The 12726-nt window shown below is 73.6% G+C and carries 15 protein-coding genes; 9 read left to right on the forward strand and 6 right to left on the reverse strand.

What is annotated here, in order from left to right; translation table 11 throughout:
* Positions 1-16 precede the first annotated feature (16 nt).
* Complete coding sequence (locus tag A6R01_RS11885) at positions 17-1141, reverse strand: YqfO family protein (protein ID WP_292606109.1); 1125 nt, start codon at positions 1139-1141, stop codon at positions 17-19.
* 31 nt (positions 1142-1172) lie between these two features.
* On the opposite strand from A6R01_RS11885, the gene A6R01_RS11890 reads away from it, so the two are divergent.
* From A6R01_RS11890 to A6R01_RS11900, 3 genes are read left to right on the forward strand one after another with little or no spacing between them, the layout of a single operon-like run.
* Positions 1173-1508: an antibiotic biosynthesis monooxygenase gene (locus tag A6R01_RS11890; RefSeq protein WP_292606111.1), complete on the forward strand. Its 336-nt coding sequence runs from the start codon at positions 1173-1175 to the stop codon at positions 1506-1508.
* A 44-nt stretch (positions 1509-1552) separates the two neighbouring features.
* Positions 1553-2236: an AzlC family ABC transporter permease gene (locus A6R01_RS11895; RefSeq protein ID WP_292606113.1), complete on the forward strand. Its 684-nt coding sequence runs from the start codon at positions 1553-1555 to the stop codon at positions 2234-2236.
* A 7-nt stretch (positions 2237-2243) separates the two neighbouring features.
* Positions 2244-2561 carry an AzlD domain-containing protein gene (locus A6R01_RS11900; RefSeq protein ID WP_292606115.1) on the forward strand — a complete coding sequence of 106 codons (318 nt, stop codon included), beginning with the start codon at positions 2244-2246 and terminating at the stop codon, positions 2559-2561.
* A gap of 1 nt (position 2562) precedes the next feature.
* On the opposite strand, the gene A6R01_RS11905 is transcribed toward A6R01_RS11900, so the two are convergent.
* Together A6R01_RS11905 and A6R01_RS11910 are read right to left on the reverse strand one after the other, a co-directional pair.
* Positions 2563-3654, reverse strand: a complete 1092-nt coding sequence (locus tag A6R01_RS11905) for an amidohydrolase family protein (RefSeq protein ID WP_292606117.1) — start codon at positions 3652-3654, stop codon at positions 2563-2565.
* Between the two features lie 73 nt (positions 3655-3727).
* The gene (locus A6R01_RS11910; RefSeq protein WP_292606118.1) at positions 3728-5287 is read right to left on the reverse strand and encodes an AMP-binding protein; all 1560 of its coding nucleotides are present in this window, start codon (positions 5285-5287) and stop codon (positions 3728-3730) included.
* Between the two features lie 233 nt (positions 5288-5520).
* Here A6R01_RS11910 and A6R01_RS11915 point away from each other — a divergent pair, with 233 nt between their 5' ends.
* The 3 genes from A6R01_RS11915 to A6R01_RS11925 are packed head-to-tail and all read left to right on the forward strand — an operon-like array spanning position 5521 to position 8008.
* Positions 5521-5871 (forward strand): hypothetical protein, encoded by a 351-nt coding sequence (locus A6R01_RS11915; RefSeq protein ID WP_292606120.1) that lies wholly within the window; start codon positions 5521-5523, stop codon positions 5869-5871.
* 59 nt (positions 5872-5930) lie between these two features.
* Positions 5931-7355 (forward strand): ATP-binding protein, encoded by a 1425-nt coding sequence (locus A6R01_RS11920; RefSeq protein WP_292606122.1) that lies wholly within the window; start codon positions 5931-5933, stop codon positions 7353-7355.
* The gene (locus A6R01_RS11925) at positions 7340-8008 is read left to right on the forward strand and encodes a response regulator transcription factor (RefSeq protein ID WP_292606124.1); all 669 of its coding nucleotides are present in this window, start codon (positions 7340-7342) and stop codon (positions 8006-8008) included. The genes A6R01_RS11920 and A6R01_RS11925 overlap by 16 nt, the downstream gene beginning before the upstream one ends.
* 9 nt (positions 8009-8017) lie before the next feature.
* Here A6R01_RS11925 and A6R01_RS11930 read toward each other — a convergent pair whose 3' ends face one another.
* Both A6R01_RS11930 and A6R01_RS11935 read right to left on the reverse strand, forming a co-directional pair.
* Positions 8018-8884: a serine/threonine-protein kinase gene (locus tag A6R01_RS11930; protein WP_292606126.1), complete on the reverse strand. Its 867-nt coding sequence runs from the start codon at positions 8882-8884 to the stop codon at positions 8018-8020.
* Positions 8884-9276, reverse strand: coding sequence for a hypothetical protein (locus tag A6R01_RS11935; protein ID WP_292606128.1), 393 nt, complete (start codon positions 9274-9276; stop codon positions 8884-8886). Before A6R01_RS11935 ends, A6R01_RS11930 begins: the two co-directional genes overlap by 1 nt.
* An 89-nt stretch (positions 9277-9365) precedes the next feature.
* On the opposite strand from A6R01_RS11935, the gene A6R01_RS11940 reads away from it, so the two are divergent.
* The 3 genes from A6R01_RS11940 to A6R01_RS11950 all read left to right on the forward strand — a co-directional run bounded on the left by A6R01_RS11940 (position 9366) and on the right by A6R01_RS11950 (position 12135).
* The gene (locus A6R01_RS11940) at positions 9366-10184 is read left to right on the forward strand and encodes a hypothetical protein (protein ID WP_292606130.1); all 819 of its coding nucleotides are present in this window, start codon (positions 9366-9368) and stop codon (positions 10182-10184) included.
* Positions 10185-10264: 80 nt separating this feature from the next.
* Entirely contained in the window at positions 10265-10903 is a 639-nt protein-coding gene (locus A6R01_RS11945; RefSeq protein WP_292606132.1) for a copper chaperone PCu(A)C, read from the forward strand.
* Positions 10903-12135, forward strand: coding sequence for a Dyp-type peroxidase (locus A6R01_RS11950; protein WP_292606134.1), 1233 nt, complete (start codon positions 10903-10905; stop codon positions 12133-12135). Before A6R01_RS11945 ends, A6R01_RS11950 begins: the two co-directional genes overlap by 1 nt.
* 39 nt (positions 12136-12174) lie before the next feature.
* Here the strand turns inward: A6R01_RS11950 and A6R01_RS11955 are convergent.
* Positions 12175-12726, reverse strand: a 552-nt coding sequence (locus A6R01_RS11955; protein WP_292606137.1) for a TMEM165/GDT1 family protein, incomplete at its 5' end; no start/stop codon positions are given.

Below are 12726 nucleotides of genomic sequence, written 5' to 3' on the forward strand. Positions count from 1 at the left end.
GCGCTTCAGGGGCGGGTCAGAGGCGGTGCGTCCACGCGTCGGTGGAGCGCGTGCTGACCCGCACCTCCACCGTATCGCCCAGCGCCCCCTCCAGCCGCCTCGCCAGCACCGGCAGCCAGGTCCACTCCGCGGCCCAGTGGGCGACGTCGACCAGGGCGGGACCCTCGTGCTCGAGGAACTCCGTCGCCGGGTGGTGGCGCAGGTCGCTGGTGACGTAGACGTCGGCGTCGGTGCCGCGCACGGTGTCGAGCAGGAAGTCGCCCGCTCCCCCGCACAGCGCCACGCGGCGTACGGGACGGTCCAGGTCGCCGGCGACCCGCACGCCGTGGGCGGTGCCCGGCAGCGCCTCCGCGACCCGCTCGGCGAAGGCGCGGAGGGTGGTCGGCTCCACGTCGCCGATGCGACCCGTGCCGGTGGTCCCGATCCGCGGGTCGGCCAGCTCGAGCACGTCGTAGGCGGGCTCCTCGTAGGGGTGCGCGGCCAGCATCGCCCGGACGACGTGGGCCCGCCGACCACGCGGGAAGACCACCTCGATCCGCACCTCGTCGACGCGCTCGGCCTCGCCCACGGAGCCGATCGTCGGGTCGGCGCCGGGCAGCGGGCGAAAGCGCCCCTCCCCGGCGACCGTGAACGAGGCGTGGTCGTAGTCGCCGACCTGACCCGCGCCGGCACCGGCCAGCGCCGCGCGCATCCCGTCGGCGTCCTCGGCCGGCACCATCACGCCCAGCTTGTCGACGGCCGGCAGCGGCGCCGGGAGGATCGGCCGCGCGTCACGCAGCCCCAGGGCCAGGGCCATCGCCTCGGACACGCCGCCCTCGGCCTGGTCGGCATTGGTGTGGGCGGCCAGCAGTGCGCAGCCCGCCCCCGCGAGCGTGAGCGACGTGCGCCCCTTGGGGGTTTGGCTCGTGAAGCCGTGGACGCCCTTGAGGTAGAGCGGGTGGTGGGTCAGCAGCAGGTCGGCATCCCAGTCCGCAGCCTCCTGCGCCACGACCGGTGCGGGATCCACGGCGAGCAGGATCCGGCGTACGGGCTGGTCGAGGTCGCCGTGCACGAGACCGACCCGGTCCCAGCTGTCAGCGGTGCCGGGCGGGTACCACCCGTGCACCAGGTCGACGACGGATCGCAGCGTGGGCTCGGCCATGGCGGCGAGGGTAGCGGCCTACGCTCCCTGTATGTCCGCCCCGAACTCAGTCGTGAAGATCAACGCCATCACCGTGCCGCCGCAGGCGGGCCCCGAGCTGGAGAAGCGGTTCGCCGCCCGCGCCCACACCGTCGACGGCGCCGACGGCTTCCTCGGCTTCCAGCTGCTGCGGCCCGTCGCCGGCGACGACCGCTACTTCGTCGTCACCCACTGGCGCGACGAGGAGTCGTTCGCCGCCTGGCGCGACGGCGACGCCCGCGCGGCCCACGCGGGCCCGGCGGGTGCCGAGGGCGAGCAGCGCAAGCCGGTCTCCAGCGGCGCGGACCTGCTGGAGTTCGAGGTCGTGCTGGACGTCAAGCCGTCCTGAGGCCGCCGGGAGGCGGGCCCCTCGGGCGTTGCTAGCCTGCGCCGGTGAGAGCTGAGGGAGGCGAGGAGCAGCACGCCTCCTTCCGCCGGGGCCTGCGGCTGGGGCTCCCCTTCGCGGCGGTCGGGTTCTTCCTCAGCGTCTCCTTCGGGGTGCTGGCCCGGCAGGCGGGGTTCAGCGTCGCCCAGGCCAGCGTCACCGCGATGATCGTGTTCGCCGGCTCCGCCCAGTTCGCCGCGCTGTCCGTCGTCACCGCTGGTGGCGGCATCCCCGCGGCCCTGACCGCGGGGAGCCTGATGAACGCCCGGTTCCTGGCCATGGGCATCGCCCTGGCGCCGTCGCTGCCCGGTGGCCCGTGGCGACGCGCAGCGCAGGGGCAGACCGTCGTGGACTCCTCGTGGGCGCTCGCCCATCGTGGTGACGGCACCTTCGACCGGTGGTTGCTGTTCGGCACGACGCTCCCGCAGTACGTCGCGTGGACGCTCGGGTCCGTCGTCGGCGCGGTCTCGGGCGACCTGCTCGGTGACACCGACCGACTCGGGCTGGACGCGATCTACCCGGTCTTCTTCCTGTCGTTGCTGATCGCGGAGCTGCGGGACCGCGTGTCGCGCCGGGTCGCCCTCGCCGGTGCCCTGGTCGCGCTGGCCCTGGTGCCCCTCGCGCCACCGGGCATCCCGATCCTGGCCGCCAGCGCCGTCGCGCTCGTCGGTGTGGTGCGGAGGGCCGGGTGAGGCACGGATGACGTTGACCTACGCGCAGGTCTGGTGGCTCATCCTCGGCCTCGCCGCCCTGACCGCGCTGATCAAGGCGGCCGGCCCGGTGCTCCTGGGGGGCCGGGCGCTGCCGCCACCGGTGACGCGGGTCATCGTCCTCATGGCGCCGACGCTCCTCAGCGCGCTCGTGGTCACCTCGGTGCTGGCCGCCGGCCGGTCGTGGTCGGTGGGGGCGCACACCGTGGGGGTCGCCGTGGCGGCGCTGATGCTGTGGCGCAGGTGCCCGCTCGTGCTGAGCGTGCTCGTCGCCGTGCTCGTCACCGCCGGGCTCCGCGCGCTGTGACTCAGAGGCGGTAGACAGCCCTCGCGTTGTGCCGGAACACCTTGCGCAGCAGGTCGGGTCCGCCGTCGGCCAGCAGGTCGGCGAGCGCGCCGACCACGACGCCGTACGACGCCACGGACTTGTCCATGGGGTAGTTCGACCCGAACAGCAGCCGGTCGGGGCCGAAGACCTGCGTGGTGTGCTCCACGAGCGGGGCGACCCGTTCGGCGAGCTGCTGACGGGTCAGTCCGCGCTCCCGGTGCCCCAGGGTGGGGAACGCCAACCCGGAGTGCTTGGCCACGACGTTGGGGCACGTGCCGGCCAGCTGGGCCAGGTCGTCGCGCCAGCGGGCGAGCAGGTCGCGCCGCTCGCCCTCCGTGCGGGCGGTGGACCTGCCCATCGGGCCGCACACGCCCACGGGCGGGGCGTAGTGGTCGAGCACGATCGTGGTCTCGGGGTGCTCCCGCGCCAGCGTCACCACCTCGGGGAGCTGGTGGGAGTAGACGTAGGCGTCGAACGTGAGCCCGCGCTCGGCGACCGCGGCGAACCCGCGCAGGAACGACGTCGACGTCATCACGCCCGGCTCGTCGATCCAGTCCATGACGCCGCGGTCGGGGTGCCAGGTCGTCATGAACCGGATGCCGCGGAACCGCTCGCTGGCCCGTGCGTGGGCGTCGAGCTGCGCGCCGAAGTCCGGGGCGCGCGGGTCGGCCGTGCCCACGACGGCAGCGAGCTCCGGGCGACCCGGGGCCCCGAAGGGCAGGGTCTCGAGCCACGCGGTCTCCTCGGACGGGTCCGGCCGGTGCCACCCGGCCTGCACGTGCACCGCCGCCTCCACGGGCACCCCCACCGCCTCCACGGTCTCCGCCGCGTCGCGGGCGTAGTCCTCGGGAAGGTAGGGCTGGGCCACGTGCTCGGCGGTGAGGACCAGCTCCCGCTTGGCCTGCGGCAGCAGGACGGGCAGCAGCCGCTCGAAGAGCCGGGGCGCACGGCGGTAGAGCGGCGCCAGCCGCGACGCCTCCCGCGGCGTCGTGAAGGGGTCCCACTGGTGGATGTGGGTGTCGACGATCGCCGGTACGACGCCCTGCAGGGACGTGGTCAACGGGTCGGTCACGCGGATCCTCCTGCCCTTTCCCCGGCCGGGGAACGCGGGGCCCATTCCACCCGACGACCGCGTCGCCGCAGGATCAGTTCACCTGCCGGTCACGGCCCTCCCAGTACGGCGCGCGCAGCTTGAACTTCTGCAGCTTGCCGGTCGCGGTGCGGGCCAGCTCGTCACGGAACTCGATCGAGGTCGGGGCCTTGTAGCCGGCCGCCTTGTCCTTGCACCACGCGATCAGCTCGGCCTCGGTCGCCTCCGCCCCGGGCGCGAGGACCACCAGCGCCTTGATCGTCTCGCCCCACTTCTCGCTCGGCACGCCGATGACGGCGACCTCGGAAACGGCCGGGTGGGAGAACAGCACGTCCTCCACCTCGATGGAGGAGACGTTCTCGCCGCCCGTGATGATCACGTCCTTCTTGCGGTCGCTGATCGTCAGGTAGCCGTCCTCGCCGATGGTGCCGCCGTCGCCGGTGTGGAACCAGCCGCCGGCCAGCGCCCTCGCGGACTCCTCGGGCTGGTCCCAGTAGCCCTCGAGCACCACGTTGGAGCGCGCCAGCACCTCCCCGCCCTCGTTCTCGCCGTCGGCCTCCGAGATGGAGAGGCGTACGCCGAGCGCGGGAGCCCCAGCGCGGGTCAGCAGTCCGGCACGCTCCTCGGCCGGCAGGTGGTCCCACTCGGCGCGGGTGCGGTTGAAGGTCAGCAGCGGGCTGGTCTCGGTGAGGCCGTAGATCTGGATGAACTCCCAGCCGAGCTCCTCCTGCACCCGCACGACCGTCTTCGTCGGCGGCGGCGCGCCGGCCATGATGATCCGCACCCGGTCGCGGCCGGGGATCTCGCCCTCCCAGTCCTGGGCGGCCTCCAGCACCGCGGCAGCCACGGCGGGGGCGGCGCACATCACGGTCACCCCGTGCTCGGCGACCCGGCGCAGGATCTCAGCGCCGTCGACCTTGCGCAGCACGACGTGCTTGGCGCCCAGCCCCGTCATGGCGAAGGGCATGCCCCAGCCGTTGGCGTGGAACATCGGCAGAGTGTGGAGGTAGACGTCGCGGTCGGAGACCTGCGCGTGCATCGCGAAGGTGACGGCGTTGACCCAGATGTTGCGGTGGGTGATCTGGACGCCCTTGGGCCGTGCGGTGGTGCCGGAGGTGTAGTTGATGCACGCCGTGGCGTTCTCGTCCGGCTCCCACGGCCGCGGCACCGAGCCCTCGGGAGCGTAGATCAGGTCGTCGTCGCCGATGACGAAGCGGTGCTCGGCCGTCACGTCGGCCAGCGCCTCGTCGAGCTCGGGATCGATGATCAGCACCCGGGCCCCGGAGTGCTCGACGATGTAGCGCACCTCGTCGGGACGCAGCCGGAAGTTCACCGGCACCAGCACCCGGCCGTAGGCCGAGACCCCGAAGAACGAGGTCAGCAGGCGTGCCGAGTTGTGCGAGACCACCGCGACCCGCTCCCCCACCTCGATCCCCAGCTCGTCGAGCCGGGCGGCCTGGCGCGCGGCCAGCGACGCCATCTCGGCGTAGGTCAGCTCGCCCTTGGTGCCCAGCGGCGCCGCCGGCTGGTCGGGCTCGTCCACCACGCCGGTGCGCTCGCCGTAGACGGTGAGCGCACGCTCGATGAAGTCGGACACGCTGAACGGGACGATCACGACGGGCTCCTTGCGGTCGGCGGAGGGTCAGCGGGGTGTGACGCCCGCCACCCTAGGGCCGCCACGGTTGGCCTCCGGCTGCCGTGCCGCTCGTCGTCGCCGAGCGGCCCCTCCGCGCGACGAGCGGTCCCGATGACCGGCGGTGGTCCGGTGAGCACGTGGCGCTCCGCTGGATGAGAGTGTTCTCATCCGGCCCTCATCGCGCCGTCATGGCGGGTGAGCATCATGGAGCCATGACGGGATGGGCCAAGGTGCTGCTGGGAGTGGCGCTCGGCCTGCCCATGGGCGCCTACGCCGTCGGCAGCCTGGTCGCCTCCTCCGCGGACCCACCGCCCGCGCGATCGCCGATCATCCTCGAGGACGCACCAGCCCCGAGTCCCGGCACGACACCCGGTGCCACGCTGACGCCCCAGCCGACCCCGCGGGTCTCCCCCGGTCCCCCGCAGGTCGTCGTCCCCGGCTACGTCGACCGCGACGACGACGATGAGCGCGACGAGGACCGCGACGACGACGAGGACCGCGACGATGAGCGCGATGATGAGCGCGACGAGGACCGCGACGACGAGGACGGGGACGACGACTGAGGACCCGCCACACCGCGTCCCGGACCGGGCTGTCGGTCCGCACCCGCATCACCGCCGCCGTGGCCACCCTCACCGCGGCCACGTTGGTCATCGCCGGCGTGCTGGTCTACGCGATCGAGCTGCAGCGCCTCGAGGAGCAGACCCTCGCCGCCGTCGACCAGGAGCTCCAGGAGTTCGACCGCATCCAGTCCGAGGGCATCGACCCGACCACCGGTGAGCCGTTCGCCGACGTCGCGGCCATGCTCGAGCTGTTCTTCCAGCGCAACATCCCCGACGACGACGAGCTCCTGGTGGGGTGGATCTCCACCCGTCCCGACCCGGTGCGCTTCGTATCGCCCGCGGCCGATCCTCTCGTCGACGACCCGGGCTTCCTGGACGCCGCCGCCGAGGTGGCCGCGTCCGGAGGGAGCCGACGGCTGGACGTCGACGGTGCCGGGGAGATCCTGCTCGTCGGGCAGCCCGTCCGCTTCCGCAGCACCACCGAGGGCGGCGCGCTGCTCGTGGTCACCCGCCTCGACGTCAACCGAGCGGCGCTGCGCGACACCATGCGCACCTACGCGATCGTGTCCGCCCTGGCGCTGCTCCTGGTCGCCGGCGTCGCGTTCGCGGTCACCGGACGACTGCTGGCCCCGCTCCGACGCCTCCGTCGCACCGCCGAGGAGATCAGCGAGCTGGACCTCTCCCGCCGCATCCCGGTCACCGGCAACGACGACATCACCGCACTGACCGGCACGGTCAACACCATGCTCGACCGGCTCGAGAGCGCCTTCGTCGAGCAGCGTCGCTTCCTCGACGACGCCGGCCACGAGCTGCGCACCCCGCTGACAGTGCTGCGCGGACACCTCGAGGTCCTCGACACCCGCAGCCAGGCGGACGTCGACGAGACCCGGGACCTGCTGCTCGACGAGGTGGACCGGATGTCGCGTCTGGTGGGCGACCTGATCCTGCTGGCGAAGTCCGACCGGCCCGACTTCGTGCGGGTCGCCCACGTCGACGTGCGCGAGCTCACCGAGGACCTGCTGGCCAAGTGCAGCGGGCTGGGGAGTCGTGAGTGGCTCCTCGACGAGATGGCCGAGGCCAGCGTCGAGGTGGACGCGCAACGCCTCACCCAGGCCGTGCTCCAGCTCGCCCACAACGCGGTGAGGCACACGAGTGCCGGGGACCCGGTGGCGATCGGGTCCTCGTACGACGGCACGCGCCTGCGTCTGTGGGTCCGCGACACCGGGCCCGGGCTGGCTCCGGACGACCGCACCCGGGTCTTCGAGCGCTTCGCTCGTGCCGCCAGCGAGGACCACGACGGCTTCGGCCTCGGACTCTCGATCGTGTCCGCCATCGCCGAGGCGCACGGCGGGTCGGCACGCTGGGAGGACCCTGGGCACCACGGTCACCCGTCCGGGTCGCGGTTCGTGGTCGACGTCCCCGCCGTCCGCGTCACCACAGACCGAGGCGCCGACCCCGAGGAGGACACGTGGCCAGGATCCTGATCGTCGAGGACGAGGAGCGGATCTCGGCGTTCATCGCCAAGGGACTGCGTGCCGACGGACACCTGCCGACCGTCGTCGCGGACGGCCGCGTCGGCCTGGACCAGGCGCTGTCGGGCGACCACGACCTGATGATCCTCGACGTGGGCCTGCCGGGACTCGACGGTTTCGAGGTCCTCGAGCAGCTGCGTGCACAGGGCTCCCGGATGCCGGTGGTGGTCCTGACGGCCCGGGACTCCGTGACCGACACCGTCTCGGCGCTCGACGGCGGCGCGGACGACTACATGAGCAAGCCGTTCCGCTTCGCCGAGCTCCAGGCGCGTGTCCGGTTGCGCCTGCGGCAGGTCAACGCCGTACCGGCCGACGCCGAGGTGGCGCTGGCCGCCGGGGGCGTGCGCCTGGACCTCCGCACCCGCCGGGCCACCGTCGACGGGCGGGAGGTCGAGCTGTCGGCCCGCGAGTTCAACCTGGCGGAGATCTTCATGCGCAACGCCGGGCAGGTGCTCTCCCGCGAGCAGCTCCTCGACCACGTGTGGGGCTTCGACTTCGACCCCGGCTCGAACGTGGTGGACGTCTACGTCGGCTACCTCAGGCGCAAGCTCGGCAGCCACGCGATCGCCACCGTGCGAGGCATGGGGTACCGGTTCACGACCTGAGGTCACAGCTCAGGAGCGCCAGCCCGCCAGCCTGGGGGCCGGGAGCGAGGCCAGCACGGGCTCGAGGGCCTCGGAGACCTCCCGCGGCTCCGGGCGGCACGCCGGGTCGCGCGACAAGCCGGCCAGCAGCACCTCACGGACCGCGCCCGGCACGTCGTCGGGCAACCGGCGGGGCTCCTCGACCACCTGGGGGTGACGCGCACCCGGGTCGTCGGCGGCAGGGTCGCCGTCCCGGAACGGCCGGTGTCCGACCACCGCCTCGAACATCGTCGCCGCCAGCCCCCACACGTCCGCTGCCGGTCCCGGGCCGCCCAGGCCCACCGGGTCGGCCTGCTCGGGGGCGAGGTAGCGATCGGTGCCGATCACGTGCGTCAACCGAGCGGCGTCCTCGACCCGACGCGCCACCGACAGGTCGATCAGCCGCGCCGGCGCGCCCATGATCGTGTTCGACGGCTTGACGTCCAGGTGCACCCAGCCGAGGTGGCGCAGGTAGTGCAGCGCCGACGCCAGCTCGATGCCCAGCGGCAGGTACTGCTGCGGCTGGAGTCGCCCACCACGCCGCAGGAGCGAGGAGAGCCGTGGTCCGTCGAGGTTCTCCAGCACCAGGTGCGGCCGGGGGCCGTCCGGGCACGCACGGAGCGCCCGGACGACCACGGGGTGCGAGACGGCGGCCAGGGCGGCCGCCTCGCGTCGCAGCCCGCGCAGGGACGGGGCGTCCTCGACGAGGTCGGGTCGCACCACCTTGGCCACGACCGGTCCCCACGTGACCTCGTCGAAAGCCAGGTAGGCCTCGTAGGTCGCTCCTCCGCCGAGCCGTCGCACCGCGGTCAGCTCGTCGGTGATCGCGTCGCCCTCGCGGAGCTCCCAGCTGCTCATCAGCGGCGGGTGTCGTTGCGGGACTTGTCGTTGGTGCTGTTCGCCGAGCGGTCACGCGTCCTGTCGCCACCGTCGCGGGTCCAGTCGCGCGTCTTGTCGCCGCGGCTGCGGTCGCGATCGCGCGACACCGCGGTCACCCGGGAGTTCGTGCCGTCACGGCTGTCGACGCCCGAGGTGTCCCGGGAGTCCCTGGTGTTGTTCGTGTTCTTGGTGTTGGTGTCCTTGCCGGTGTCGTCGTCATCGTCGTCGTCGACGCTCATCACGACGTCGGTGCGGTCGTCCTCGCGCTTCCAGAAGGAGTCGTCGGCCACCGCCGACGACGGGAGCGTCAGCAGCCCGGCGCCCACGGCCCCCGCCAACGTGCCGAGCCCGAGCTTCACTGTGGTGCGCATGTCCAGTCCTCTCGTCGTGTGCCACCGGCTCCTCCGGCGGCGACGAGGACGATTCGACCCCCGGACGGTGAGGTCGACATGAGCCGTCGATGAGACGGCCCTCATCCACCGCCGTACCCTGGGTACGACGCCCACGACCCTGCGAGGCCACCATCACCGCCCCGACGCGCCCGACCAGCCCGGCCAGCACGGCCAGCACGGCCAGCACCGCCGGCACGACCCCCGGTGCTGCCCTGGTGTGGTCACGCGCCGCCGTGCTCGGCGGCGCCATGGCCCTGGTCGGCGGTGTCTCGCACACCTCCGCGGGCGGCCTGCTGCCGCACGCCGCCGTCACGGCGCTCGTGGTGCTGGGCTGCGTGGCCCTGTCCGCGGTGTTCCTCACCGGGCCGGCCAGCCCGCTAAGGGTCGTCGCCCTGCTCGTGGGCGGCCAGACGGGCGTGCACGTCGCCCTGACCCTGGCCGCCGGTCACGTCGGCGACGCGGCCACAACCGTGCCGTTGCGCTCGGGCAGCCCGCTGGCCCCGGCCGCGGTCGACGGACGCCGCGTGGGATCCCTCATGGAGCAGACCACCGCACCGGCCGCGACCACCCCCGGCGTGGACGCCTCGTTGCTGGGCCACCTGCAGGGGCAGGGCCTCGGCATGCTGGCCGCGCACACCGCCGCCGCCGTCGCGCTCGGCCTGTGGCTGGCCCTGGGCGAGAAGGCGCTGTGGCGGGTCCTGCTGCTCGCGGCACAGGGTGCCTTCCGTGCCCTGACCCGGCCCCGCTGCCTGCAGGACCTCCTGGCCACGGTCACCGGCCCCCGGCCCACGCGCCTGCCCGTCCGACCCCGGGTGACCCGGCCGGCCGGGCTGCGCCACCACAGCGCCGTACCCCACCGCGGGCCACCGGCCCTCCTCGCCTCCTGACCCACGGCTCCCCCGGCACCTGACCGGGGGGCCTCCCCCGCGCCGCCCCCGGCGCACCCAGAGACGAGGAACAACCACTCATGCACACCCTGATCACGCGACCCTCCCGGGTCCTCGGCCTGTCCGCCGCCGCCCTCCTGCTGGTCGGCGGTCTCGCCGCCTGCGGCGAGGAGTCCGACTCCGGCACCGCCACGGACGGGACGTCCGCCTCCACCTCCGGCACGGCCACCACCGACGCGGCGTCCTCGCTCGTCGTCGGTGACCCCTGGGTCCGCGCCACCGCGGGCACCGAGGACACCTCGATGACCGCGGCCTTCATGACCATCGACAACACCGGTGACGAGGACGTCACGCTGGTCGGCGCCTCGAGCGAGGTCGCCGGGATGGTCGAGATCCACGAGATGCTCATGGTCGACGGCGCGATGGCGATGCAGGCCATGGATGCCGGTCTGGTCATCGAGGCCGGCCGCGGCAAGCTCCTCGAGCCCGGCGGCTACCACGTCATGCTCATGGACGTGCAGACCGAGCTCGCCCCCGGTGACGAGGTCGCGCTCACCCTCGAGTTCTCCGACGGCTCCACGGAGGAGCTCACCGTCCCGGTGAAGGAGTTCACCGAGGAGGAGGGGCACTACCACGAGCCCGGCACCGACGAGGACCACTCGCACGGTGACGACGACGAGACGGACTCCGACGAGGAGTCCTCGGACCACTCGCACTGATGTCGGGCCCCAGCAGTCCTCGCCGGCCCATCAGCCGGATCAGTCGCCGGGGGCTCCTGGGCTACGCCGGCACGACCGGGCTCGGCGCCGCTGCCGGCGCCGGCCTGGTCGTGGCCGCGGGCGGGGACTCCCCCGCCCCGGCCGCGCCGGCCACGCAGGCACCCGGGGAGACCGTGTCCCCGTGGGGCTCGCACCAGCCCGGTGTCGCACAGCACCCACCCGCCGTCACCGAGGTCGTGGCCCTCGACCTGCTCGACGGCGTCGACCGCGAGGCCCTGGGCCGCCTGATGCGCGTGTGGACCGGGGACGTCGAGGCGCTCACCGCGGGCCGCGGCGCCCCCGGCGATCCTGCCCCCTGGCTCTCGGCCCCTGCCGCCGACCTCACCATCACCGTGGGCGTCGGCCCCGGCGCTCTCGGCACCGACCGCTTCGGTGAGGGACCGCCCGGCTTCGCCGAGGTGCCCGCGATGACCCACGACCGGCTCGAGGAGCGCTGGTCCGGCGGCGACCTGTGTGTCACGGTCGCCGGCCGCGACGGCACCACCGTCGCCCACGCCGTACGCCGCATGGTGGCCGACGCGGAGCCGTTCGCCCGCCTGCGGTGGCGACAGGTCGGCTCCTGGAACGGCACCGACCCCGAGGGGCGCCCGCAGACCGGGCGCAACCTGTTCGGCCAGGTCGACGGGTCGGGCAACCCCCGTCCCGGCACCGAGCTCTTCGACAGCACCGTGTGGATCCGCGAGGGCCGCTGGGCCGGCGCCACCACCATGGTGCTGCGCCGGATCCGGATGGACCTCGACACCTGGGACGAGCTGACCCGCGACGAGCAGGAGCGCTCCGTGGGCCGACGGCTGACCGACGGCGCCCCGCTCACCGGCGGGGAGGAGCTCGACGACCTCGACCTGGCCGCCGAGTCCCAGGGCCGGCTGGTCGTGCCCCGCGACGCCCACTCGCGGCGCTCGCACCCGAGCCTGCACGGCGGCCGCCGGATCTTCCGCAAGGGCGCCAACTACACCCGGGAGGTCGACACGCCCCGCGGTGCGCGGGTGGAGAGCGGGCTGCTGTTCGCCAGCTACCAGGCGGACCTGAGCGACCAGTTCGTGCCGCTGCAGCGCTCCCTGGACGAGCTCGACCAGCTCAACGAGTGGACCACCGCGATCGGGTCGGCGGTCTTCGTGGTGCTACCCGGGTTCGAGGACGGCTCCTGGCTCGGGGAGTCGCTGCTCACCTGAGCCCCGCTGCCGGCTGCGGCGGCGAGCTGGGGGCCGGGACTACAGCGCGCCCGCACCGTCCAGCACGAGGAGCAGCCCGAACAGGGCGAAGAGCGCGGCAGCGCCGTACCGGATGGTGCGCTCGGGGAGCGGGCGGCCCAGCACGGCGCCCACGCCGATGGCCAGGGCGTCGGCGGCGACCATGCCGACGGTGCTGCCGATCCAGGTGCCCAGCCAGCCCTCCTGGGTGGCCAGCGTGATGGTGGCGAGCATCGTCTTGTCGCCGAGCTCGGCGAGGAAGAACGCGACACCGACCGCGACGATGGCCATGCCCGTGCTGCGGCGCGCCTTGTCGGCCTCCGCGTCGGTGAGCTCGTCGCCGCGCAGCGTCCAGGCCGCGAAGCCGAGGAAGGCGATGCCGGCCGCGATCGCGATCGGTCCCTGGTACTGCTCGAAGCTGGAGCCGATCGCGTAGCCGATGCCGACCGACGCGAGGTGGACGATCGCGGTCGCCAGGGTGATGCCGAGCAGCACGTCGCGTGCGCGGTACCGGGTGGCGAACGTCATCGCCATCAGCTGGCTCTTGTCGCCGAGCTCGGCGACGAAGATGAC

This window comes from Nocardioides sp. REDSEA-S30_B4 (genome assembly GCF_001627265.1).
Taxonomy (GTDB): Bacteria; Actinomycetota; Actinomycetes; order Propionibacteriales; family Nocardioidaceae; genus Nocardioides.

Bases quoted from the DNA above. Each gene is read 5' to 3' on its own strand.
- A6R01_RS11935 (WP_292606128.1), bottom strand. From the start codon at position 9,276: ATGCGCACCACAGTGAAGCTCGGGCTCGGCACGTTGGCGGGGGCCGTG.
- A6R01_RS11940 (WP_292606130.1), top strand. From the start codon at position 9,366: ATGAGACGGCCCTCATCCACCGCCGTACCCTGGGTACGACGCCCACGA.
- A6R01_RS11930 (WP_292606126.1), bottom strand. From the start codon at position 8,884: ATGAGCAGCTGGGAGCTCCGCGAGGGCGACGCGATCACCGACGAGCTG.
- A6R01_RS11945 (WP_292606132.1), top strand. From the start codon at position 10,265: ATGCACACCCTGATCACGCGACCCTCCCGGGTCCTCGGCCTGTCCGCC.
- A6R01_RS11885 (WP_292606109.1), bottom strand. From the start codon at position 1,141: ATGGCCGAGCCCACGCTGCGATCCGTCGTCGACCTGGTGCACGGGTGG.
- A6R01_RS11890 (WP_292606111.1), top strand. From the start codon at position 1,173: ATGTCCGCCCCGAACTCAGTCGTGAAGATCAACGCCATCACCGTGCCG.
- A6R01_RS11900 (WP_292606115.1), top strand. From the start codon at position 2,244: ATGACGTTGACCTACGCGCAGGTCTGGTGGCTCATCCTCGGCCTCGCC.
- A6R01_RS11915 (WP_292606120.1), top strand. From the start codon at position 5,521: ATGACGGGATGGGCCAAGGTGCTGCTGGGAGTGGCGCTCGGCCTGCCC.
- A6R01_RS11950 (WP_292606134.1), top strand. From the start codon at position 10,903: ATGTCGGGCCCCAGCAGTCCTCGCCGGCCCATCAGCCGGATCAGTCGC.